The 22,422-nt window shown below is 71.3% G+C and carries 20 protein-coding genes, 1 tRNA gene, 2 pseudogenes and 1 other annotated feature; of the genes and pseudogenes, 8 read left to right on the top strand and 15 right to left on the bottom strand.

Annotation, left to right across the window (positions count from 1 at the left end; all coding sequences use genetic code 11):
- Positions 1-34: 34 nt before the first annotated feature.
- The 10 genes from J1M44_RS06325 to glsA form a co-directional block, all read right to left on the bottom strand.
- Complete coding sequence (locus J1M44_RS06325) at positions 35-841, bottom strand: S-adenosylmethionine-binding domain-containing protein (protein WP_260840772.1); 807 nt, start codon at positions 839-841, stop codon at positions 35-37.
- Positions 842-983: 142 nt separating this feature from the next.
- The gene (locus J1M44_RS06320; protein ID WP_144824189.1) at positions 984-1,673 is read right to left on the bottom strand and encodes a BglII/BstYI family type II restriction endonuclease; all 690 of its coding nucleotides are present in this window, start codon (positions 1,671-1,673) and stop codon (positions 984-986) included.
- A gap of 308 nt (positions 1,674-1,981) precedes the next feature.
- Positions 1,982-2,055: transfer RNA gene (locus J1M44_RS06315), tRNA-Ile, on the bottom strand.
- A 45-nt stretch (positions 2,056-2,100) separates the two neighbouring features.
- Entirely contained in the window at positions 2,101-3,321 is a 1,221-nt protein-coding gene (locus J1M44_RS06310; protein ID WP_144824188.1) for a glycosyltransferase, read from the bottom strand.
- Positions 3,322-3,445: 124 nt separating this feature from the next.
- Positions 3,446-4,087 carry a CDP-alcohol phosphatidyltransferase family protein gene (locus tag J1M44_RS06305; RefSeq protein WP_049159423.1) on the bottom strand — a complete coding sequence of 214 codons (642 nt, stop codon included), beginning with the start codon at positions 4,085-4,087 and terminating at the stop codon, positions 3,446-3,448.
- A gap of 152 nt (positions 4,088-4,239) precedes the next feature.
- A complete protein-coding gene (locus J1M44_RS06300; RefSeq protein WP_144824187.1) occupies positions 4,240-5,163 on the bottom strand; it encodes a phage holin family protein in 924 nt (307 codons plus the stop codon).
- Between the two features lie 131 nt (positions 5,164-5,294).
- The gene (locus J1M44_RS06295; protein ID WP_144824186.1) at positions 5,295-6,128 is read right to left on the bottom strand and encodes an aldo/keto reductase; all 834 of its coding nucleotides are present in this window, start codon (positions 6,126-6,128) and stop codon (positions 5,295-5,297) included.
- A gap of 80 nt (positions 6,129-6,208) precedes the next feature.
- Positions 6,209-7,279, bottom strand: coding sequence for a nucleoside hydrolase (locus tag J1M44_RS06290; protein WP_144824185.1), 1,071 nt, complete (start codon positions 7,277-7,279; stop codon positions 6,209-6,211).
- A 75-nt stretch (positions 7,280-7,354) separates the two neighbouring features.
- The gene (locus J1M44_RS06285; RefSeq protein ID WP_060774779.1) at positions 7,355-8,293 is read right to left on the bottom strand and encodes an SDR family oxidoreductase; all 939 of its coding nucleotides are present in this window, start codon (positions 8,291-8,293) and stop codon (positions 7,355-7,357) included.
- A gap of 85 nt (positions 8,294-8,378) precedes the next feature.
- Positions 8,379-9,590 carry a glutaminase A gene (gene glsA / locus J1M44_RS06280; protein ID WP_227448660.1) on the bottom strand — a complete coding sequence of 404 codons (1,212 nt, stop codon included), beginning with the start codon at positions 9,588-9,590 and terminating at the stop codon, positions 8,379-8,381.
- A gap of 46 nt (positions 9,591-9,636) precedes the next feature.
- Between glsA and J1M44_RS06275 the strand changes: the two genes are divergently transcribed.
- Positions 9,637-10,398: a DUF72 domain-containing protein gene (locus tag J1M44_RS06275; RefSeq protein WP_144824345.1), complete on the top strand. Its 762-nt coding sequence runs from the start codon at positions 9,637-9,639 to the stop codon at positions 10,396-10,398.
- Between the two features lie 87 nt (positions 10,399-10,485).
- Entirely contained in the window at positions 10,486-11,331 is an 846-nt protein-coding gene (locus J1M44_RS06270) for an alpha/beta fold hydrolase (RefSeq protein ID WP_144824184.1), read from the top strand.
- Positions 11,332-11,464: 133 nt separating this feature from the next.
- Here the strand turns inward: J1M44_RS06270 and J1M44_RS06265 are convergent, their stop codons facing one another.
- On the bottom strand, positions 11,465-11,740 hold the full coding sequence (locus J1M44_RS06265; RefSeq protein ID WP_144824183.1) for a hypothetical protein: 276 nt from the start codon (positions 11,738-11,740) through the stop codon (positions 11,465-11,467).
- A gap of 497 nt (positions 11,741-12,237) precedes the next feature.
- On the opposite strand from J1M44_RS06265, the gene J1M44_RS06260 reads away from it, so the two are divergent.
- Positions 12,238-12,825 (top strand): IS3 family transposase, encoded by a 588-nt coding sequence (locus J1M44_RS06260; RefSeq protein WP_206480767.1) that lies wholly within the window; start codon positions 12,238-12,240, stop codon positions 12,823-12,825.
- Positions 12,826-12,964: 139 nt separating this feature from the next.
- Here J1M44_RS06260 and J1M44_RS06255 read toward each other — a convergent pair whose 3' ends face one another.
- From J1M44_RS06255 to J1M44_RS06245, 3 genes are all read right to left on the bottom strand, one after another.
- Positions 12,965-13,288: a hypothetical protein gene (locus J1M44_RS06255; protein WP_144824582.1), complete on the bottom strand. Its 324-nt coding sequence runs from the start codon at positions 13,286-13,288 to the stop codon at positions 12,965-12,967.
- Positions 13,289-13,431: 143 nt separating this feature from the next.
- Complete coding sequence (locus J1M44_RS06250) at positions 13,432-14,088, bottom strand: hypothetical protein (RefSeq protein ID WP_049161051.1); 657 nt, start codon at positions 14,086-14,088, stop codon at positions 13,432-13,434.
- Between the two features lie 64 nt (positions 14,089-14,152).
- A complete protein-coding gene (locus J1M44_RS06245) occupies positions 14,153-15,379 on the bottom strand; it encodes a PucR family transcriptional regulator (RefSeq protein ID WP_100069106.1) in 1,227 nt (408 codons plus the stop codon).
- 158 nt (positions 15,380-15,537) lie between these two features.
- Between J1M44_RS06245 and J1M44_RS06240 the strand changes: the two genes are divergently transcribed.
- From J1M44_RS06240 to J1M44_RS06225, 4 genes and pseudogenes are all read left to right on the top strand, one after another.
- The gene (locus tag J1M44_RS06240; protein WP_206480766.1) at positions 15,538-17,145 is read left to right on the top strand and encodes a flavin-containing monooxygenase; all 1,608 of its coding nucleotides are present in this window, start codon (positions 15,538-15,540) and stop codon (positions 17,143-17,145) included.
- Positions 17,142-18,143 (top strand): alpha/beta hydrolase, encoded by a 1,002-nt coding sequence (locus J1M44_RS06235; protein ID WP_002856199.1) that lies wholly within the window; start codon positions 17,142-17,144, stop codon positions 18,141-18,143. The genes J1M44_RS06240 and J1M44_RS06235 overlap by 4 nt, the downstream gene beginning before the upstream one ends.
- 70 nt (positions 18,144-18,213) lie before the next feature.
- Positions 18,214-18,924 (top strand): annotated as a pseudogene (locus J1M44_RS06230) (formate/nitrite transporter family protein); the annotation flags it as partial.
- A gap of 224 nt (positions 18,925-19,148) precedes the next feature.
- Positions 19,149-20,375 (top strand): annotated as a pseudogene (locus J1M44_RS06225) (IS3 family transposase).
- Positions 19,421-19,522, top strand: a sequence feature (AL1L pseudoknot). (Overlaps the previous pseudogene by 102 nt.)
- Before the next feature lie 44 nt (positions 20,376-20,419).
- Here the strand turns inward: J1M44_RS06225 and J1M44_RS06220 are convergent.
- Positions 20,420-21,034 carry a hypothetical protein gene (locus J1M44_RS06220; RefSeq protein WP_002856206.1) on the bottom strand — a complete coding sequence of 205 codons (615 nt, stop codon included), beginning with the start codon at positions 21,032-21,034 and terminating at the stop codon, positions 20,420-20,422.
- A 305-nt stretch (positions 21,035-21,339) separates the two neighbouring features.
- On the opposite strand from J1M44_RS06220, the gene bioB reads away from it, so the two are divergent.
- Positions 21,340-22,422 (top strand): biotin synthase BioB (gene bioB, locus J1M44_RS06215; RefSeq protein WP_206480765.1); only part of this gene is annotated, 1,083 nt, incomplete at its 3' end.

Here is a 22,422-nt window from a genome sequence, read left to right as displayed (position 1 = left end):
AGGGCGTGCGGGACTTGAACCCGCGACCCAGGGATTACGCGAAGAGCACCTCGTCCTGTTTGGCCTTACGACCACGAGGGCGCATCTGAGTGTTGGCCTTCTTGAGGAGGCCACGCACGCGGGTGGTCGAGTAGCCAGTGGACTCCACCAGTTCCTGTACGCTCGCACCCGCTTCGTACTTGCTCTTGAGGTCTTCGGCCAGCGCATCCGCCACGGCCTCTTCCAGACGAACGTGAGGCTCCACGAACGGAGCCTCGATGGCCCCGCCCGCATAGCCCTTGTGGACCTGTCCGCGCGGGGTGGCGTCCGCGCCGGACTCATCACCCCAGGCCGTCCAGCCCGGCTGGGCCTGGCGGGCGAACATCTCCAGGTAGGGTCCGGGGGAGCACGCCTCGATCAGCCCGTACTGCTCGTCGGGCTTGCGGGAGTGCTCGCGCTTGCGGGTCTCGATCATGTTCACCTGCGACCGCGCCGGGGGCAAGGTGCGCATGCGGCCTCGGACGCCGAAGAGGATCAGCTCCGTGACGTTGCGGAAGTAGAAGCCCACGCCCCGGCCGTCTGGGCCGCCGTCCTTGCGCCGCTTGGCCCACACGATGTTGGACACGTACCGGAAGCCCCACTCCTCCATGACCCGCATGCCGTCGGGCAATAGGGCGTTGGGGACCCACAGGTACAGGTGGGCGTCGTCGGCCACGACGTCCTGCACGGGCAGGGCGCAGATGTCGTCCAGGCTAAGGGTCGAGTACCGGTCGAGTCGGCGGTGCTCGGGGGCCACCTTGCCGGTACGATTCTGGAACCGCCACGGCGGGTCGGCCATGACCGTCTTGAAGCCACCGGGCACGGTTGGCAAGGGTGCGATGGCGTCGTTGGGACGTAGCGGTTGAGCGGTCATCATGGTCTCCCTAAAAGATCTACTTCCGTAAGTAGATCTTTACAGACCAGGGGCCCCGGCGCAAGCCGAGGCCCCGATTGTGGAGGAACGGTCAGACCCCGGGGGGCCATCCGTCGACCCGCTCGTCCTCGATCCCCACCAGCAGGAGGGGGCACTGGCCGCCACCGCCGAGGTTCACGATGGGGGTGAGCTTGTCCCAGTGGGTGGTGGACCGGCCGTACTTGGAGCCGGGGTAGTGCTGGCCGGCAGCACCGCGCTCGAGCCGCGCCTGAAGATTGGGACCCCGGGTGACGATCACGCCCACCGCGATGACGCCTTCGTTGTGGAGGCCCGAGAAGTTGTTCAGGTCGCGGTGGTAGAAGGGGTCCTTGTTGTTCCACTCCATCTCGACGGCCACGCCCGGATACCACCCGTCCTCTCCGAGTTTGAACACGTCGATCTCGTGGCTACGGGTCTTGAAGATGGGCGTCCGGTCGATCAGCTTCTCGATCTCGACGTTGTGCTTGTTCCACCCCTGGTCGTAGAGGGACTGATCGAACCGGGCGGTGTGCTTGGCCCGGCCGCCGCCTCCGACGACGATGTCGCCGGTGAAGTCGATCCGGAACTTCTCCAGTGAGTTCACGATCTCGGAGAAGAGCGTGGGGAACGAGTTGGCCAGGATCACGTCCGCATACCGGGTGACGCCGTAGCGGTAGCCGGAGGGGAGGTTCTGGACGGTGGGCTCGCCGACGGCACCTGGAAGGGCGGGGTCGGCGATCTGGGGCTTCGGAGTGTCGCTCATGGCGTCAGGATACGGGCTTATTCTCAAGCCTCAAATCCCCCTGACAGGCCGTCAACACGGCTTCATGCTCTGACCAAAACTTCCTTGCCCAAACTCGTTTGGCGCGCTTCCAATCCCAGGTATGACTGAGATTCAGGGGCGCCACATCCGACCACCCGGGGCACCACGTGCGCCTCACGCCCCGGCCCGACCTCACTGGACACCTCCCGCGGGTCGTCCGTCCCAGTAGACCGTAGTGTTGCCCGTAGTCCAGACAAGCGAACGGCCCCCGGCCCGCGCCATACCGCGCGGTCAGGGGCCGTTCCTCGTAGGGCGTGCGGGACTTGAACCCGCGACCCAGGGATTATGAGTCCCCTGCTCTGACCGACTGAGCTAACGCCCCTCCCCCGCGGCATCGCGCGGGACCCGCCCATCCTACCGACGGGGCTCAGAGCATCGCGCGGACCTCGGCGGCCGTCGCGCCGCGGTAGAGGCGCTCGAAGATGTCCACCGTCTTCTGGGCGGAATGGTGCAGGGCCTTCGCGTGGGACGCCTCGCCCATGGCGGCGCGCTCCGCGCCCGAGAGGTCGAGGATCCGGGCGATCCGCTCGGCCAGGGCCACGTGGTCCCCGGGCGGGAAGAGATGGCCGTTGACGCCCTCGTCCACGAGGTGGGGCAACGCGAGGGCATCCGCGAGGACCACCGGGGTGGACGCGCTGAGCGCCTCGAGGGTCACGAGGGACTGCAGCTCCGCCGTGCCCGGCTGGCAGAACACGTCGGCGCGCAGGTAGGCCGCCCGCAGCTCCTCCTCGGAGACGTGGCCGCGCAGCAGGACGCGGTCGGCCGCCTCCTCCTCGTCCACCGTGGCACGGATGCGGTCGCGCTGCTCGCCGTCGCCGACGATCTCGGCGTGCACGTCCAGGTCGGGGCGGGTGCGGGCCAGGTGTGCGATCGCACGGATCAGCACCTCCACGTTCTTCTCCACGGCCAGCCGCCCCACGAAGAGCACGACCGGATGGCCGGGATGGTCCACCTTCTCCCCCGGCTGCAGCTCGTAGGCGCTCGCGTCGATGCCGTTGGAGATCGGGAGGACGTTGTCCAGGCCGGCGTGCTCGGCCATGGCCTGCGCGGCGAGGGCCGTGGGGGTGGTGACCACCGCGCCCTTGCCCATGAGTCGACCCATGTCCTTCCACGACACCCGGGAGACGATGTCCAGGAACCACTGCGGGAACGGCAGGAACGGCTCGAGGTTCTCCGGCATGAAGTGGTTCGTGGAGACGATCCGGATGCGGCGCCGCTCGGCCTCGTTGATGGCGGCCTCGCCGATCATGTAGTGGCACTGGGCGTGCACGACGTCCGGCTGGACCTCGCGGTAGATGCGGCGGAAGGAGGTCTTGGCGTGCCGCGGGAGCACCACGCGGTAGTACTCGTGCGTCGGCGCCGGCAGGGAGCGCAGCAGGTGCACGGTGGCCTCCGGCCGGTGCTCCACGGTGTCGGGGCCGGCCTCGGTGCGCGGCATCACCACGTGGACCTCGTGGCCACGCGCGTGCAGCGCCGTGGCGAGGCGGTGGCCGAAGGTGGCAGCCCCGTTGACGTGGGGCGGATAGGTGTCTGCGGCGATCAGCACCTTCAGGGGGCGGTCGGCGGCGGTCCCGGGACGGTCGGACACGGCGGTCCCTCTCTGTGGTGGCGATGGCACGACGACGTCCGGCCCGTGCCGTGAGGATCGGCCGCGGGCACGGCGCGCGTCCCACGGTAGCAACCGTCGGCGCCGGCACGACCATGCGCCAGGGTCAGCCCCGGCGGGACGGTTCTTCGCGCGGGTCCTGACCGTCCGCCCGCAGGTCCCGGGCCTTGCCCACGGCGCGCACGAGGTAGTCCCCCGCGGCGAGGATGTGCAGCAGGCAGCCGGCGCCGACCAGAGCCAGGGCCACGCCGCTCCACGGGCCGCCGTCGACCCCCGGCACACGGGCGAGCAGGAGCAGGGGCGTGCCCACCAGCAGCAGCGCGGTGCGCACCTTGCCCAGGACCGTGACCGGCAGGTCCGGGCTGCCGCCGAACAGCCACAGGCACACGGCGGCGAGCACGACGTCCGGGATCGCGATGGCCAGGGCGAGCCAGAGCGGGGCGATGCCGGTGGCCACGAACGTCACGGCCACCACCAGCAGGGAGAGGCGGTCCGCCACCGGGTCGAGCCATCGCCCGACCGTGGAGATCATGTCGAACCGGCGCGCCACGTAGCCGTCCACCCAGTCCGTGCCGGAGAGCACCGCCAGGATCACGAACGCGTCCAGGTGCCGGCCGTCGACGGTGAGCCACACGAACACCGGGACCAGGGCGAAGCGGGCCAGGGTGATGAGGTTCGGCACGGTCAGCCAGGTGTCGCGGACGCGGTACTCGTGGCCCTCGCGCAGGCCGACGTCGATCACACGCACGGGTCACTCCTCCAGGGTCCGCGGGCGGACGCCCCCGCCGGGCGCCCCACACGCCCAGCCTACCGACGCCGTCGCCCCTGCCCGCCGACGACGAGGCCCCGATCCGTGGGGATCGGGGCCTCGGGGGCTGGGGAGGGCGGGCGCCCCCCGGGTCAGCGGCGGCGCAGGCGGCCGGCGAGCGCCACGAACGCGGCGGAGGAGGCTCCGAGCAGCGCGAGCGGCTGCCAGTTGTCCTTCACGTAGTCCTCGGCCTCGGCGGTCCGCTCCCCCGCGCGGGCGGCACCGGTGAACGGCGCGGTCTGCTCAGTGGCGTGCGTGGTCTCGGGGGTGACCCCGCGACCCTTGCGCTGGGCGGCGAAGGCCGCGAGCTGACCCTTCACGCTGGTCTTCTCGTCCAGGCCGGAGCGGATGTCGCCCAGGTGGCGGCGGCGCAGGTCGGCACGGCGACGGATCTCGGCCTCGGTGGCGTCGTCGCGGTCCGGGTGGGGAGCGGCCTCGCCGTTCTTGCGGGCCTTCTTGTTCTCCTCCTTCTCCACCTTCTTCCGCTCGGCCTCGCGGGCGGCCTCGACACGCTTGGCCTCGGCGCGCTCCGCCTTGAGGCGGTCGTACTCGGCCGGGTCGAAGGCGTTGCCCTCCTTGAGGTAGCCGAGGTCGTACTCGAGGTTGCGCACGGTCTCCTGCGGCACGAGCGGCATGGCGCCCTTGACCATCACGAGGCCGACGCCGGCGAAGATCAGGCCGAGCACGAGGAACGCGAGCGCCACCATGAGCGCCGGGAACCAGAAGGTCGGGTCGGCGAAGGCGCCGATCAGCGTCACCACGAGGGCGACCACCATGAGCGCGAGGAAGAACAGGCCCACCACCGCGACCCCGGCGCCGATGCCGGCCTTCTTGCCCTTCGCGGCCACGTGTCCCTTGGCGAGCGCGAGCTCGTCCTTCATCTGCAGGGGCAACAGGCGCACGGCGGCGCCGAGCAGGTCGGTCAGCGAGCTCGCGCGGGTCTGCGGGGTCACCGGGACGGCGGTCCGCGGCGCACGGGCCTTCGACGCATCGGCGGGGGGAGCCTGGTGGGACATGGTGCATGCCTTCCGTGGGGTGCCTGGACAGATGCGCCCGGGCGGCGCGGCGGCCGCCGGGCATTCTCGAGCAAAACTATCACCGGCCCGCCCCCAGGGGGACGGGCCGGGTGCGCGCGGTGGCGGCTGGATCAGAAGTCGATGACCGCCGGGTCGGGGCCGAGGCGGCCGTCCTCGCGGTCGAGGGCGTCGATCCGGGCGACGTCGTCAGCGGTCAGCTCCACCCCCGCGGCCTCGAGGTTCGAGACGATGCGCTCGGGCGTCACGGACTTGGGGATGACCACGAAGCCGTGGGCGAGGTGCCACGCGATGACCACCTGGGCCGGCGTCGCGCCGCGGGCCTCGGCGATCTCCGTGACCACGGGGTCGGCGAGGAGGTCGCCGCCCTGACCGAGCGGGGACCAGGACTCGTGGACGATGCCGTGGCGGCCCTCGACCTCGCGCAGCTCGCGCTGCTGCCAGTACGGGTGGGTCTCGACCTGGTGGATCACGGGCACCACACCGGTGGCCTCGATGATCTCCTCGAGCTGGGCGGCCGGGAAGTTGGAGACGCCGATCGAGCGCACCTTGCCCTGCTTCTGCGCCTCGATCAGGGCCTTCCACGTCTCCAGGTACTTCCCCTGCGCCGGCTTGGCCCAGTGGATGAGGTAGAGGTCGACGTAGTCGGTGCCGAGCTTGTCCAGCGAGACGTCGAGGGCGGCGAGCGCCTCCTCGTAGCCCTGGTCCGAGTTCCACACCTTGGTGGTGAGGAACAGCTCCTCGCGGGCGACGCCGGAGGCGGCGATGCCGCGGCCCACGCCCTCCTCGTTCCCGTAGATCGCGGCGGTGTCGATGTGGCGGTAGCCGGCGCGGATCGCCTGCTCGACGACGTCGGCCGCGACGCCGTCCTCGACCTTCCACACGCCGAATCCGAGCTGCGGGATCTGCTGGCCGTCGTGGAAGGGGACGGTGGGCACGCTGGTCATGAAGGAGCTCCTGGAAGGTCGGGGTCGGGCGGATGCGTCGGGTGCAACCTCGCGCGGGCGGCCGGCATTCCCGACGGCGGTCACCGGGCCGGGGCGCCGCCGTCGGGCGTGCGCTCCCCCGCGACGACGGCGCCTACCGCGCGGGCGAAGGCCGCGAACACCTCCGCGGGGTCGTTGGCCGTGACGAGCCGGGCGTTGGGGCGCCTGCCCCAGATGTCCCGCGTGTCGTGGACGGTGGTGCCGCGCAGCAGCTCCGAGTCCACCTCGACGTCGACGACGGTGGCCCGCGTGGCGATCCGGGCCTGGCCCGCGGCCACCTGGGCGGCGAAGAGGTCGTGCAGGTGGGCGATATAGCCCTGGTCGTAGTCGTGGTGGAACTCGAAGTAGAAGCGCAGCGCGTCGGTGAGCACGTCCAGGACGGGGCTGCCGGTCGCGGCGTCCGGTCCGGCGACCCGCAGCCGGTCCGCGGACCAGCCGACGGGACGGGCCCCGGCGTCAGCCAGGAGTCCGTCCAGCAGGGCCGGCGTGTACTCGATCCGCTCCGTGGTCTCGAGCGCGCAGACGATCGGCAGGCGGTCCTCGGGCAGTCCCTCGAAGGCCGCGAACACCTCCTTCGCGGCGTCCGGGTCCACCCAGGTGTTCCACTCGGCGGTGGGCGTGGTGTTGCCCGGATGATAGAAGGAGCCGCCCATGATCACGATGCCGCGGGCGAGGAACGGCAGGCGCGGCTCGGCGCGCAGCGCGAGGGCCAGGTTCGTCAGCGGCGCGGTGCAGAGGATCGTCGTCTCCCCGGGGTGGGCCCGCAGCTCGTCCAGCCACACGTCCACGGCGGGCCGGGGCGAGAGCCGCTCGGGGTGTCGAACGATCCGGGCATGGCCGAGACCGCCGTCGCCGTGGGTCTCCGGGGTGGTGACCGCAGGGCGGCGCAGCGGGGTCTCGGCACCGACGGCCACCTCGACGTCGGCCCGGCCGGCCAGGTCGAGCACCGCGGCCGTGTTGAGGGCGCAGTCCCGGGCGGTCGCGTTGCCGCCCGTGGTGGTGACGGCCGCGAGCTCGGGGCCGGCGCCGAGGCGGTGGGCGCCCACGAGGTGGAGCAGGGCGCAGGCGTCGTCGATGCCGGTGTCGACGTCGGCGAGGAGTCGGGCGGTCACGGCGGCCACTGTAGTGCCGTCGCGACCGCCCGACCGATCAGGCGCGGTCCTCCCTGGGTCCGTGGCCGTCGGGCGTCACGGGGTGGGCGTGCCGCCGTTGGCGTTCAGGGTCTCACCGTTGACGTAGCTGGACTCGCCCGAGGCCAGGAACACGTAGGCGGGTGCCATCTCCACGGGCTGGCCGGCGCGGCCGATGGGGGTGCTGTGGCCGAACTCGGGCAGCTTCTCCTCGGGCTCACCGTAGGACACGTGCTGCACCGTCCAGATCGGCCCGGGCGCCACCGCGTTGACACGGATGCCCTTCGGGCCGAGCTGCTCGGCCAGGCCCTTGGTGAAGTTGTTGATGGCGCCCTTGGTGGCGGCGTAGTCGAGGAGCCTCGGGTTGGGGTTGTAGGCCTGCACCGAGGTGGTGTTCACGATCGTGCTGCCCGGGCCCATGTGCTTCAGCGCGGCGCGGCTGAGCGTGAACATGGACATGATGTTGATCTGGAACGTCTCGTGGACCTGCTCGTCGGTGAGATCGGTCAGGTCATCGGAGATGAACTGCTTGCCCGCGTTGTTCACGAGGATGTCCAGGCCGCCGAGGCGCTGCGCCGCCTCGTCCACGAGGGCGGCACGGTAGTCCGCGTCCATCAGGTCGCCCGGCAACGCGACGGCGGTGCGCCCGGCGGCCTCGATCGTCGCCAGGACGCGGTCGGCGTCGGGCTGCTCCTGAGGCAGGTAGGCGATGGCGACGTCCGCGCCCTCACGGGCGTAGGCGATGGCGACCGCGGCACCGATGCCGGAGTCGCCGCCGGTGACCAGGGCCTTGCGGCCGGTCAGCCGGCCCGTCCCCCGGTACGAGTCCAGACCGATGTCCGGGACGGGATCCGTCTTCACGTCCAGGCCGGGCTCGGGCTGGCGCTGCTTGGTGATGTGGAGCTTCGGGTGGCGGGTGCGCGGGTCGTCGTGGGCCAGCTGGGAGTCCTGCACGGGGATCGCGGGGGCGTCGTCCTTCTTCTCTGGAGTGGTCATGGGCCCGATGCTACGCGGCGCGCGTCAGAGGGTGACAAGGGACGGGGCGCGGCGTCGTCGGCGTGGCCCTGGCGGCGGCTAGGCGTCAGCGGGGCCCGCTGAGGCCGCGCAGGGCGCCACGGTGCTGGAGCACGTGCAGGTCCCAGCGCGAGCTGAGCCCCTCGAACAACCCGATGCCACGCCGGGAGTTACCTTGCTCGTCCAGGCGCGGCGACCACGCGGCGAGGCCCAGGGCCCCGGGCACGGCACCGAGCAGCGCGCCCGAGACGCCGGACTTCGCGGGCACGCCGACCTCGGCCACCCACTGGCCGCTGGCGTCGTACATGCCGCAGGTGAGCATCACGGACATCGTCTGCTGCGCCACCCACTCGTCCAGCACCCGCTCCCCCGTCACGGGGTTCGTGCCGCCAGCGGCGAGGGTGGCGCCCATGACGGCCAGCTGGGGTGCGGTGACCAGGACCGAGCACTGCGCGAGGTACCCGGCCACGGCCTCGCGGGCCGAGATGGGCAGCCGGCCGGCGTCGGCGAGCAGGTGGGCCAGGCCCAGGTTGCGGTCGGCGCGGGTGCGTTCGGCGTCGAGGACGTCCTCGCAGACCTCCAGCTCGACGCCGGCCAGCGCGCTGTAGCGGCGCAGCAGCAGGGCCGTCCGCTCGTCCTCGTCCCCGGCGGGCAGGAGGGAGTGGACCAGGATGGCGCCGGCGTTGATCAGCGGGTTGCACGGCCGGCCGTCGTCGTGCAGGGACAGGTGGTTGAACGACTCACCGGAGGGCTCGACGCCCACGTCCTCCAGCACGTGGTCCAGGCCGATCTCCTGCAGCACCACCGCGTAGGTGAGGGCCTTGGAGACCGACTGCAGCGCGAAGGCGTGCTCGGTCTCCCCGGCGGCGGCCTGGTGGCCGTCCACCGTGCACACCGCCACGGCGAGGCCGTCCACATGCTGGCCGGCGACGTCCTCGAGGTAGTCGGAGGGCTCGCCGCGGCGGTCGGACTCCACCTCGCCGAGCATCGCGCGCAGGTCGTCGTCGAATCGCGTCGTGTCCATTCCTGTCACAGTAGTGGACGGGCGCCCGGGTCGCGGGCGGGCACCGGGCCGGTCACGGTGTGTACTGGACCGGGCGTTCGGGCCCAGCGGCAGGCCCAGCCACCTCCAGCCGATGACCATGCCGGTGCACGCGGGCAGGAAGGCGATCGAGGACGGGAGCATCGTGGCGATCAGGGAGCCGATGCCCATCTTCCGGTCGTACCTCTGAGCCACCGCGATGATCAGCGGGACGCTACGCCTGCCGCGGCGGGTCAAAGCAAGACCCGGGGACCCGGGCCGGGGCTATCGTCGGGGGATGGACGTGCGGATCGGGACCTCCGGCTGGACCTACAAGCACTGGCGCGGGACCTTCTACCCGCAGGGGCTGCGGATCGCTGACCAGCTCGACCACTACACGGAGCGCTTCCGGACGGTCGAGCTCAACGGCTCCCACTACCGCTGGCCGGCGGACAGCACCGTCGAGGCCTGGCGCGAGCGTCTGCCCGCCAGCTTCGAGATGGCCGTCAAGGCCTCCCGCTACCTCACCCACTACCGCAAGCTCAACGAGCCGCAGGACTGGGTGGAGCGCATCGTGCACACCCTGGACCTGCTCGGTGACCACGCCGGGCCGCTGCTGCTGCAGCTGCCGGTCCACCTGCACCGCGACGACGACCGACTCGCCGGGTTCCTCGGCCTGCTGCCCGAGCGGGTGCGCGTGGCGGTGGAAGTCCAGCACGAGTCCTGGCTGGACGAGGACGTGTTCGACCTCCTCGACCGGCACGGGGCGGGGTTCGTGGTCTCGGTGATCGCCGGGCGGGAGCCGGTGCTGCGCGCGACCGGCCGCCTCGCCTACGTGCGCTTCCACAACGCGGACCCGGACTGGCGCTACGGCGGATCGTTCTCCGACGCCGAGCTCGCCCCCTGGGTGGGGCGGCTGCGGGAGCTGACCGGCGCGGACGACGGCGGCCCGGCCGGGGACGCGGCGGGCGCACGGCCCGCCTACGTCTACTTCAACAACGACAACCACGGCCACGCCGCGTTCAACGCGCTGACGCTGCGCAGGATGGCGGAGACCGAAGCCTGACACGCGCCGAGCGCATGCCTAGCGTGAGGAGGAAGCGGTGGCTGAGCGCCGCCGTCGTCCCCAGAGAGCACAGGAAGGCAGACGCGCATGACCCTCATGCAGATCCCCACGGACCACGGCACGATCGGGCTGAACGTGGAGGAGGCCGGCCACGGGCGTCCCGTGGTCCTCATCCACGGCTGGCCGATGACCCTCGACTCCTGGAAGGACCAGGTCGCAGCCCTGTCCCCGCACTACCGCGTCATCACCTACGACCGGCGGGGCTTCGGCGCCTCGGAGAAGCCCGCCGGCGGCTACGACTACGACACGATGACCGCCGACCTGCACGGCCTGCTCACCGAGCTCGACCTGCGTGACGTGACGCTCGTGGGCTTCTCGATGGGCGGCGGCGAGGTGGCGCGCTACATGTCCCGGTTCGGCGCGGACCGGATCCACTCGGTGGTGTTCGCCGGCGCGGTGCCCCCGTACCTGCTGAAGACCGACGACAACCCCGACGGCCCGCTGACCGAGAAGCAGGCCGCCGAGATGCGCGCGGGCCTCGAGAAGGACCGCGAGTCGTTCTTCGACGACTTCACGACGACGTTCTTCTCCACCCCCAAGCTGGCCGGCCTGACCAGCAGCCTCAAGGTCACCGAGGAGCAGCGCCAGGAGGCCATCCGGATGGCGCTGCAGTCCGACCAGACGGCTGCGCTGGCCTGCATGGACGCGTTCGGAGCCACCGACTTCCGCCGCGACCTGCCGGCGGTGACCGTGCCGACCCTGGTCCTGCACGGCGACGCCGACCAGATCGTGCCGTTCAAGGGCTCCGGCAAGCGGACGCACAAGGCGATCGACGGCAGCCGCGTCGAACTGGTCAACGATGCCCCGCACGGCTTCAGCATCAGCCACTCCGAGGAGTTCAACCGGATCCTGCTGGAGTTCCTGGCGGAGTGAGGGCGCGGGCGGGCGCATCCGAGTGCGGGACGCGACACGGCGCTCGCGGGGGTGGTGCATGCCGCCCACCGCGGCGCCGACGCTGACCTGTCAGGTTCGATCCGACGACGCCGTGACCACACGGAGGGTGGGATCAGGCCGCCCGGCCGGCAGAACCGCGCGTCAGGACGTCGAGGACGAAGCCGATGAGCGCGGCTGCCCCCAGATGGAGGCCTGCGGCCCGGAACGGGTCGATTCCAGACGGCAGGGTGGTGAGGAGGAACGCCAGAGCCAGCAGGAACCACAGCACCGCCGTGGAGCCGCCCTTGGACCCGCCCTCTCGCGCAGCCGCGTTCTGCAGGAGGCCGCGCACGGCCACCCCACTCACCAGGGTGAGCACACTGAGCCAGATGATCCCGATGACCGTCATCGACGAAGCTCCCTCCACAGCGAGGCGCAACTACCGAAGCCGAGCAGATCCCCGGCCGGCCCCGCAGCGAACGGCCACGCTACGGGAAGGCACGCCTTCTCCTGCGCCTCCGACGTCACCGACGGCGTCGTGTCCCGGTCCCGTCCGACGTCAGGCAGGCGGCCCGATCCAGCGGGCACCTGATCGCACACCAGTCCCGTCGTTGCACTGTGCAGGTGGTGCTTGCGTGTGGTCGAGAACGTGGCCGGGGTGGTGAGGGAGAAGTGATGAAGCGCCAGCGAACGGAATCCGACGAGGTGTCGGGTGGGGGCGGTGCCCCGGAAGTCATCTCGCTCCCCTGGGCGACAGTGGGTCACCTGAGCACGGGTCTTGCCCTCATGCCGGGGGTGTGGCTGCTGTGGTGGTTGCTCAGCCAGGCCCTCGCCACACCTTGAATCGCCCCGGGTTTGTTAGAGGCTCGTAAGTGCCGCCCCGGCAGGCGCCGGCACGGGATTCTCATGATGGTAGACGTCCTCGAACTCGACCGGAGGAACCATCCCGATCTCGCCGTGCACACGCTCGCTGACATCACCTACTGCCGCACTTTCAGCGGATGGGTGTACGCCGCGTTCATCATCGACGTGTTCTCCCGACGGGTGCTGGGCTGGCAGCTGTCGAAGTCGCTGCGCACGGACCTGGCCCTGGACGCCCTCGAGATGGCGTTCTGGACGCGTCAGCGTGCAGGCCACGACGTGGCCGGGCTACGGCATCACAGCGATAAAGGAGTCCAGTACGTCGCCGTGCGATACACCCAGCGGCTCGCCCAGGCCGGCGCAGTCGCCTCAGTCGGCACGACGGGGGACTCGTATGACAATGCCCTCGCGGAGGCGTTCAACTCGCTGTTCAAGGCGGAGCTGATCCGGAACAAGGGGCCATTCAAGTCCATCGAGGACCTGGAGATCGCGGTCGCGGAGTACATCGACTGGTTCAACCATCGTCGTGCGCACGGCGAGATCAGGCTGGTCCCTCCGGTCGAGTTCGAGGACGTCTACCATCATGAGAACCCCGTGCCGGCGCCCGCCGGGACGGCACTTACGAGCCTCTAACAAACCCGGGGCGATTCACCCACGCCGATGAGCACGAGGCCGAGCACGGAGAGCACGTCCCCCGCGCCTCCCCGGAGGACGACCGCCAGGACGAACGCGACGGCACCGACCGCCATGGCGATGACCGGCAGCGCGGCCCTCACGCCGACGCTCCCGTGCCGGTGGTGGCGTGCGTGAGCACGGTGAAGCCGCGGCCCTCGTGCTCGAACCGGCCGACCGGCTCCCCGCCCAGCCGGGTGTGCGCGGCCATGGAGGCGGTGTTCTCGTCCTCCACGAAGGCGACGGCGGCGCGGTGGGCAGCAGCCGTGGCGGTGAGCACGTGCTCGGCCACGGCCCGCAGCACCCCGCGTCCCCGGGCGCTCTCGGCGGGCGAGGTAAGCAGCACCCCGGCAGGGCGGCCGTCCACCTCGGCGACGACGCTGCCGGGACCGTCCAGCCGGGCGCGCAGGGCCTGCGCGCTCATCCGGCCCTGGACGAAGCCGTGCTCGGCGCGCTGCTCCGGGGTGAGCGCGTCCCGGCTGTTGGCGGCGTAGAGGGGCTAGACCCAGGCCGCGTCCTCGGCGCGGAGCGGGCGGACGTGGACGGATTCGTCGGTGGTGCTCATGGTCATGAGGGTAGCCCCGCGCCGCCGGCGGCGCCGCGTATGGTGGTGACCACGCGGGTGAGCGCGGGCCGGCGGGGCGTGGACGAGAAACCGAAGCGCGTGGGCGGGTCCACCGGAGCCAGCGCCCCGAGGTCCTGCCCCTCCCAGCGGGCCCCGATGCCGACGACGTCCCGCACGTCCGTGGCTCCGTAGAACTCGCGCCGGCCCTGCCCCGCGGTGCCGCGCGTGCGAACCCCGGGCATCACCACGCGGGCGATCGGGTCCGAGAGCGCGCAGAACGCGGGATGGGAGGCCACGGACGCCGGGACCAGGCGCAGCGCCCAGCCCAGCGGCCGGCGTCGGCCCAGGTGCGCTGTCAGGGTGAGCGACGGCGTCGTGACGGTGAGGGCGCCGGCGGTGAGGTCCGCGGTGACGGGCGCGATGCGCACCTCGTCGAAGCGGTAGGTGGCGGTCACGAAGTCGGCGACCTGAGGGGTGGGCGCGAGGAGGAGCCGGTGCCCGTCCGCGCGTTCGACCATGACGTCCGCGAAGGACCCCAGCGGGGAGTCCGGCCAGACCCCGACGACGATCCGGGTGCCCTCCACGGTGCCGACGCCGAGGATGTGGCCGCGGAAGCGCCAGACGACCGGGGACGGCGACGGAGTGGAGGCGGCGGTCATGCCCCCGAGCGTAGCCGCAGCGGCGGGAGCCCCCGTCGGGCCACGGGCACCGGACCGAGACGGCTCAGCGTGCCCCGCGCCACTGCAGGACCTGCAGGGCGGCGGCGACGTCGACGGGGTTCTCGGCCAGCGGCCGCGGGAGCAGCTCGTCCGCGCGGGCGAGGCGCCGGATGACGGTGTTGCGGTGGGTGTGCAGCCGCTCGGCGGTGCGCGAGGTGTTAAACCGCTCCTGCACGAGGGTCAGGACGGCGTCGTGGATCTCCTGGGCCGCGGTGGCGAGGTCTCCCAGGACGTCAGTGACGTACCCGTCCGCCCGCACGGGCTCGGCGGTGAGGACGTCGACCAGCTGGACGTCCTGGTACCGCGCGATGCGCTGGGGGGACGCCAGGCGGGTCATCATCCGCTGGGCGGCGGCCGCGTCGAGATGGCTGCGGCGGAACCCGACGACGTCATGGCCCGGGCGCCCGATGGCGACGCTCACCTCGGGGTGCCCGGCCAGCCGGGAGGCGACGTCGTCGACCGCGGGCGCGGCGGCGAGGGGGAGCCAGAGCCAGTGGGAGGCGGAGCTGGCGACGACGGTGAGCCGTCGGGCCGTCCCGCCGGCCTGGGCCAGCGCCTCCGCGGCCGCTTCGAGCGCGGCGGGGTCCCCCTCCAGGGTGGTCCACACGACGGCGGCGACGTGCGGCCCGGTCAGCGGGTGGCCGAGCTGGGTCTCGGCACGCGCCCGGCTGATGGGCGCCCCCTCGACGATGCGGGCGACGACGGCCCGGCGCTCAGCATGGCTGCCGCGGTGGAGCTGATCGCGCTCGGCCTCGAGGACCGCGAAGACGGCGTCGAGGGTGTCGTCGATGAAGGTGGCGATGGACAGCAGCGAGACGTCGAGGAGCTCGTGGAGGAGGCTCAGGTCCTGGGTGAGCTCGAAGCAGATCGCCATCCAGCGCCGCGAGGCCAGGCTCTGGCCGGTGCGGTAGCTGTCCAGCGCGGTCCGTCCCAGGCCGCGCCGGGCGAGGTCGCGCGCGGTCTCCAGGTTGTCCGGCTCGAGGTTCGGCGGGACCCTCCGGCCGGGCGCCTTCACGTTCGCGGCGGCCCAGTGCAGCAGGTTGGCCGTGGTGGTGCGGCGGATGCCCTCCGCGAGGACCGGGTCCGCGGCGATGACCTCCATGCGGGTGCCGGCCAGAGCCGCGGCGTCGATGTCGGCCGTCCATTCCGGACGCGGCCGGAGCGCGAGCTCGGCGGCCTGGCGGAGGAGGCGCCGCACCGGCGGCGAGGGGGCCGGCCACGGCTCGGTCATAGTGGCATTGTGCACCACGCGGCTCAATGATCAGGGGCGGATCGCCCTATCCGTGGACGCGGCGGCGTCGGAGACTGTGACACATAAGACATCGAACGCCGTGGGGCCCTCCGCGCCCACGCACCGAACCGCCAGGAGACACCATGCCGCATCCATCCATGCCCGACACCGAGAGCGCGCCGCTCGGCGCCGTCGAGCAGGTCGACGTCCTCATCGTCGGGGCCGGCCTCTCCGGCATCGGCGTGGGCTGCTACCTCACGAGGACGCTGCCGCAGAAGAGCTTCGTCATCCTCGAGGGCCGGGGAGCCTCCGGCGGCACCTGGGACCTGTTCCGGTACCCCGGCATCCGCTCGGACTCCGACCTCACGACGTTAGGGTATGAGTTCAAGCCCTGGCGCGAGGAGGAGTCCATCGCGGACGCCTCACAGATCCTGGACTACCTGCGCGAGACCGTCCGCGAGAACGACCTCGAGCAGCACATCCGCTACCATCACCGCGTGGTGGGGGCCGAATGGTCGTCGGAGACCGCCCGCTGGCTCGTGACGGTGGAGCACGCGGAGACGGGTGAGCAGCGCCTCTTCAGCGCGGGCTGGCTGTTCTCCGCGGGCGGCTACTACGACTACGCGGAGGGCTACACCCCCCACTTCGAGGGCCGCGAGCGCTTCCAGGGGCAGATCGTGCACCCGCAGCACTGGCCCGAGGACCTGGACTACGAGGGCAAGAAGGTCGTGGTCATCGGCAGCGGCGCCACCGCCGTCACCCTGGTGCCCTCGATGTCCGACGAGGCCGCCCACGTCACCATGCTGCAGCGCACCCCCACCTACGTGATGCCCATCCCCCGCGAGGACAAGCTCGCCATCCGCCTGCGGCGCCGCTTCGGGGACGAGCGGGGCCACGCGCTGGCCCGGCGCAAGAACATCGTCAAGCAGCGGGCCATCTGGACGTTCGCCCAGAAGTTCCCCGGCCCGGCGCGCAAGGCCATCCGACGGTTCAACGAGCAGCGCCTGCCCGCGGGCTTCCCCGTGGACGAGCACTTCAACCCCCCGTACAACCCGTGGGACCAGCGGCTGTGCGCCGTCCCCGACGGAGACCTCTTCCGGGCCATCCGCAGCGGCGACGCCTCCGTGGTCACCGACCGGATCGTCACGTTCACCGAGACCGGCATCCTCCTGGAGTCGGGTCAGGAGCTGCAGGCGGATGTGATCGTGACGGCGACCGGGCTCAACATCAAGCTCTTCGGCGGCGTCGACCTCACCGTCGACGGCCAACCCGTGGACGTCGCCGACAGCGTCGCCTACCACGGCATGATGCTCAGCGGCATCCCGAACTTCGCGATGGCGATCGGCTACACGAACTCGTCGTGGACGCTGAAGATCGGGCTGGTGTGCGAGTACTTCTGCCGGATGCTCGGCTACATGGACGAGCACGGCCACGACGCCGTGTGGGCGGTGGCCGACCCCGACATGGAGACGCGTCCGCTGCTGGACTTCGGCGCCGGATACGTCCAGCGTGCCCTGGGCTCCATGCCCAGGCAGGGCACGGCCGCGCCGTGGCTGATGTCGATGGACTACTTCCAGGACGTCAAGACCCTGCGCCGCGCCGCCGTCGTGGACGAGCACCTGAGGTTCGCGGACGCGGGGTCGGGGGCGACGCCGTCCGGCCCGGACGCCGCGGACGGCGCCTCGCGAGGCGAAGTGGCGACGAGCGCCGCGGGCGCCGCGGCGACGGACCAGCTCGTCGGCTCCGGATCGGGGGCCCGCGCATGAGCGCCGCGGTCGAGTGGCAGCCCGACATCCTCGGCGAGGGCTACGAGCAGACGGTCTTCGAGCTCGGCCCCGACCCGGACGGTCAGGGCGACGTGCGCGCGGTGCTGGTGCGGCGCGTCCCCCGGGCGGGCGAGGACGTGCGGGGAGCCGTGCTGTACGTGCACGGCTTCGCGGACTACTTCTTCCAGACCGAGCTGGCCGACTTCTTCGCCGCCCGGGGCTTCGCCTTCTATGCCCTGGACCTGCGCAAGAGCGGCCGGGCCCGGGTGGCCGAGCAGCACGGCCACTACGCCTCGAACCTGCGCCAGTACGACCTCGAGCTCGACCGTGCCGTCAAGGTCATCACCCTGGAGAACCCCAAGAAGCCGCTCCTCGTGGTGGCGCACTCCACCGGCGGGCTCATCACCCCCCTCTGGCTCGACCGGCGGCGACGCGAGCGTCGCACCGGGCGCATCGTCGGCCTGGTGCTGAACAGCCCGTGGCTCGACCTCCAGGGCCGCCCCGCCATGCGCACCCGCGCCTTCACGACCGGGCTCCACACGCTCGCCCGGGTGCGCCCGTTCCATCCCATCGAGATGGCCGCCGGCGTGTACGGGCAGTCGCTGCACGTCAGCCACGGCGGAGAGTGGGACTACGACCTGGAGCTGAAGCCCGACGCCGCCTTCCCGGTGACCGCCGGCTGGCTCAGCGCGGTCCGCCGCGGCCATGCCCGCGTGCACCGCGGCGTCGAGGTGGGGGTCCCCACCCTCGTCCTGCACTCCGACCGCAGCCACTTCTCGCGCACCTTCTCGGAGGAGACCCACAAGGCCGACGTCGTCCTCGACGTCACGCAGATCGCCGCGCGGGCGCCGTCGCTGGGGAAGGACGTCGAGGTCGTCGAGGTCCCCGGCGCCCGCCACGACGTGTTCCTCTCCCAGGAGGCCGCGCGTCGGGACGCCTACGCGAAGGTCGCCGACTGGCTCGGGCGGCACCCGATGACCGCCGCGGAACGGGTGTGAGGGCCGGACGGAGCACGAGCGGGCCGACGACGACGTCGAGGAGCCGGTCGAGAAGACCTACGGAGAGGCCTCCGAGGAGGGGGCCGACCGGCTGCACCGCTCGTGGCCGGCCCTGCTGACCACCGGATTCCTCGGCGGGGTGGAGATCACCATCGGACTGCTGGCGTACCTGCTCGCCCTGCACGAGACCGGCAGCCACCTGCTGGCGGGCGTGGCGCTCTCAGTGGGGTTCATCGCCCTGTTCCTGGCGCACTCCGAGCTGTTCACCGAGGGGTTCTTCTACCCGATCATGGCCATCGTCGACGGCCGGGGCACCTGGCTCGAGCTGCTGCGGCTGTGGGGCGTCACGCTGGCCACGAACCTGCTCGGCGGCTGGGTCACGGTCGGGCTGATCGCCTTGGCGTTCCCCCAGCTCCACCCGGACCTGGCCGAGACCGCCCACCATTTCCTCGAGATCGGCCTGAGCTGGCAGGGCGCCGCCTTGGCCCTGCTGGCGGGGACGGCCATCACCCTGATGACCCGGATGCAGGCCGGCGCCGAGGACGCACCCACGAGGGTGGCGGCCGCCGTGGCCGGCGCCGTGGTGCTCGGCGGCGGCTCGCTGTTCCACTCGGTGCTGGACTCGGTGATCATGTTCGGCGCCATCCACTCCGGGGCCGCGGGCATCGACTACCTCGACTGGTTGGGGTGGATCTGGTGGGTCATCCCCCTGAACATCCTCGGCGGGCTGCTCCTGACCACGGGGCCGCGCGTGCTGCGCTCGGTGGAGGCGAGGGACTGAGCCGCTCCCCCGACGACGACGAAGCCCCGCGGGGATCACGCGGCAGGTCCTCCTGCGGCGTGTTCGGCGCCACCGCCCGACGCCTGTCCAACACCACCGGACTCCGATCATCGAAACCACCCGTATGCCCGGCCCGCTCCCACGCCCGGTGATGCAGCACCTCGAACAACCCCGACTGAAGCGCCCTGGGTTTCGTTCCGATCCAACTGAAGGAGAATCGGAACATGCCCAAGAAGTACACCCCCGAGCTGCGTGAGCGCGCTGTGCGGATGGTCCTCGAGCGCCAAGTGGCCGAGGGAGGCCCTCGCTCACACTCGATCCGGGCTGTGGCCCCGCAGCTCGGCGTCGGCGAGGAGACCCTGCGCATGTGGTGCAACCGCCACGGCCACGAGATCACCCAGGCGCCGGCGGGAGAAGATCTGCAGCAGGAGAACAAGCGCCTCAAACGTGAGCTCGCTGAAGCCAGGCGCGCGAACGAGATCCTCAAAGCCGCCTAGGCTTTTTTCGCCAGGGAACTCGACCGCCCCACGACGAGATGATCGCGTTCATCGACGAACACCGCGATCAATTCGGGGTCGAGGCCATCTGTCGCACCCTGCGTGCGACGGAATGTGGGTTCATCACCTCCCGCGGCTACCGCGCCGCGAAGACACGACCCAGGTCTTCGAGAACGCTGCGGGACGGGATCCTCGTGGAGGAACTCCGCCGGATCCACGCGGAGAACTACAGCGTCTACGGTGTCCGAAAGATGCACCACGCGATGCGCCTCGCCGGGTGGGAGATCGGCCGGGACCAGGTCGCCCGACTGATGAAGCTCGCCGGCGTGGAAGGGGTGCGGCGCGGACGCACGCCGATCACCACGAGGCCGGCAGATGAGCCGGATGCTCGTCCTGACCTCGTGGAGCGCTGCTTCACCGCCCAGCGGCCGAACCAGCTGTGGGTCGCTGACATCACCTACGTCAGGATCCTGGGCGGGTTCTGCTTGAGTCGCTTTCATCACCGCCGTCTTCTCCCGGCGCATCGTGGGATGGGCGGTCTCGGGCAACCTTCACACCGCGGGGCTGCCGTTGCTCGCCCTCGAGCACGCCCTCGTGAGCACGGGAGCCAGCCGTGGCCGGCAGGGCCTGGTGCACCACAGTGACAGGGGTAGCCAGTACGTCAGCTTGGCATATTCAGACGCGCTCATCACCGCCGGGGTGAGCGCTTCGGTGGGCACCGTGGGCGACTCTTACGACAACGCCCTGGCCGAGACCGTGAACGGGCTCTGCAAGGCCGAGCTCATCCACGCCAAGCGGATCTGGGAGTCCGTCGAGGCGGTCGAGCTGGCCACCATGGGGTGGGTGCACTGGTGGAACACGCAGCGTCTCCACGAAGCGCTCGGCTACCGCACTCCAGTGGAGGTCGAGGCGGCCTACACTCACGACCAGGATTCAGCGCCCGTTGCGTCCTGACCTCGGAACGAAACCCAGGGCGCTTCAAAACGACCGTTTGTGCCTCAGGCCAGCCGCGGGGGAGGCGACATCTCTGGCGCACCCCAGGGGAACCTCGTTGAGGACTCGGCCATACGGGCCCGGATCAGGTCTGGGTTGTGGGTGGGGAGCGGGCCGGGCAGGTCGGACATGGTGACCGGCACCGCGTCGACCACGTCCGCGGGGGTGGTGCTGGTCCACTGACATTCGGTGATGACGGCACCGATGTCAGAGTCCAGGTAGGGCGGTTGACGAGTGAAGGCTCCGGCATTGAGGACGTAGACCGTGCCGGCCTGCACGGGAGCGGTGCCGTCGGGGCGGCGTCCGTAGGAGTAGAACAGGCGCCGGTCGCTCGCGGCGCCTGCCCGCTCTCCGGGGTAGAAGCAGGCGTTAAGGAACTGCGGGCAGTCCGGTGCCCGGAGGGCGTAGGCGATGGCCCAGGTGGGGTCCTCAGTGGCGAACACGGCGGTGCGCTTGGACCAGTCGTCGGGGCTGTGGTCCAGCGGCGCGCGGGGTTCGAGGCGGAGCAGGCCGGAAGTGCCCGACCCGTGGAGCAGGTGGCGCCCGTCAGCGGTCCACTGGGCCAGGCGTGTCCAGGCCGGGCTGCCCTGAGTGGGTGCCGGCCAATGCCCTGAGGTCACGAAGGTCTCCCTCTGTCCGACTGGTCTGGCGGTTCGCACTGCCGCTGGCGGAGCGCCCACTCCTTACAGAGCCGAACCATCACCTCCGTGCATGTCAAGGTTCCAGGCGCTCTGGGGCGTATGAATCCAATTGGCGCGTTTTGGAACTCTTCGCTGCATCTCGACACCGGCCCCTCTGGACCGGCGCACTCGCTGACGTCGGGGTCATGGTCCCGCGCTCCTGAACGCTGTTCAATGAACACTGTTAGAGTCCCTCGGGTCAGACCCACCCGGGGCCGAGCCCCGCCCACCGGAGAGGCCCTCCCATGACCGCAGCCCAGGACGCCGCCGTCGCCCCCGCCCTCGACCCCGAGGAGCTCGTGGACCGCATCGAGGCCGGACACCGGCTCATCGCCGCCGAGGCCGTCGCCGTGCTCGACGCCCCGGACGCCGAGACCTTCCGGCTCGTCGCCGCGGCGTCCCGCCTGCGCGAGCGCCACTTCGGCCGCACCGTGAAGGTCAACTACCTCGTCAGCCTCAAGACCGGCCTGTGCCCCGAGGACTGTACCTACTGCTCCCAGCGGCTCGGCACCGAGGCCCAGATCCTCAAGTACACGTGGCTCAAGCCGGACGAGGCCGTGCGCCAGGCGGGCCTGGGCATCGCCGGCGGCGCCTCCCGCGTGTGCATGGTGGCCTCCGGCACCGGCCCCACGGACCGGGACGTGGACCGCGTGACCGAGATGATCGGCCGGCTCAAGGACGAGCACCCCCAGGTCGAGGTCTGCGCCTGCCTGGGCAAGCTCAAGGACGGCCAGGCCGAGCGCCTCAAGGCCGCCGGCGTGGACGCCTACAACCACAACCTCAACACCGCCGAGTCCCACTACGAGTCCATCTGCACCTCCCACACCTACGCCGACCGCGTGGACACGGTGGAGCGCGCCACCGCCGCCGGCCTGTCCTCCTGCTCCGGCCTCATCGCGGGCATGGGGGAGACCCACGCGCAGCTGGCGGAGGCCGTCCTCGCCCTGCGCGAGCTCGACTCCGACTCCATCCCCGTCAACTTCCTCATGCCCTTCGACGGCACCCCGCTCGCCGGGCACGTCCAGCTGACCCCGCTCGAGTGCCTGCGCATCCTCGCCGTGGTCCGCCTGGCCTGTCCGGACAAGGAGCTGCGGATCGCTGGAGGGCGCGAGATGCACCTGCGCTCGCTGCAGGCCGTGGGCCTGCAGGTGGCCAACTCGATCTTCCTCGGCGACTACCTCACCTCCGAGGGGCAGGACGCGGAGGCGGACCTGAGCATGATCGCCGACGCCGGCTTCACCGTGCTGGGGGCCGCGGCCGCGCCCGCGGACGACGACGGCGCCCCGGACGGCGGCTGCTGCGGCGGGGGTGGGTGCTGTCGCTTATAC

The sequence above is a fragment of the Micrococcus sp. KRD128 genome (assembly GCF_017168395.1).
GTDB lineage: Bacteria > Actinomycetota > Actinomycetes > Actinomycetales > Micrococcaceae > Micrococcus > Micrococcus luteus.
This window is presented reverse-complemented; position numbering and strand designations above follow the sequence as displayed.

Excerpts from the sequence above, each read along its gene's own strand:
- J1M44_RS06285 (WP_060774779.1), bottom strand. The coding sequence starts at position 8,293 with ATGACCACTCCAGAGAAGAAGGACGACGCCCCCGCGATCCCCGTGCAG.
- J1M44_RS06240 (WP_206480766.1), top strand. The coding sequence starts at position 15,538 with ATGCCCGACACCGAGAGCGCGCCGCTCGGCGCCGTCGAGCAGGTCGAC.
- J1M44_RS06260 (WP_206480767.1), top strand. The coding sequence starts at position 12,238 with ATGATGGTAGACGTCCTCGAACTCGACCGGAGGAACCATCCCGATCTC.
- J1M44_RS06255 (WP_144824582.1), bottom strand. The coding sequence starts at position 13,288 with ATGAGCGCGCAGGCCCTGCGCGCCCGGCTGGACGGTCCCGGCAGCGTC.
- J1M44_RS06265 (WP_144824183.1), bottom strand. The coding sequence starts at position 11,740 with ATGACGGTCATCGGGATCATCTGGCTCAGTGTGCTCACCCTGGTGAGT.
- J1M44_RS06295 (WP_144824186.1), bottom strand. The coding sequence starts at position 6,128 with ATGACCAGCGTGCCCACCGTCCCCTTCCACGACGGCCAGCAGATCCCG.
- J1M44_RS06245 (WP_100069106.1), bottom strand. The coding sequence starts at position 15,379 with ATGACCGAGCCGTGGCCGGCCCCCTCGCCGCCGGTGCGGCGCCTCCTC.
- J1M44_RS06235 (WP_002856199.1), top strand. The coding sequence starts at position 17,142 with ATGAGCGCCGCGGTCGAGTGGCAGCCCGACATCCTCGGCGAGGGCTAC.
- J1M44_RS06300 (WP_144824187.1), bottom strand. The coding sequence starts at position 5,163 with ATGTCCCACCAGGCTCCCCCCGCCGATGCGTCGAAGGCCCGTGCGCCG.
- J1M44_RS06250 (WP_049161051.1), bottom strand. The coding sequence starts at position 14,088 with ATGACCGCCGCCTCCACTCCGTCGCCGTCCCCGGTCGTCTGGCGCTTC.
- J1M44_RS06320 (WP_144824189.1), bottom strand. The coding sequence starts at position 1,673 with ATGAGCGACACTCCGAAGCCCCAGATCGCCGACCCCGCCCTTCCAGGT.
- J1M44_RS06270 (WP_144824184.1), top strand. The coding sequence starts at position 10,486 with ATGACCCTCATGCAGATCCCCACGGACCACGGCACGATCGGGCTGAAC.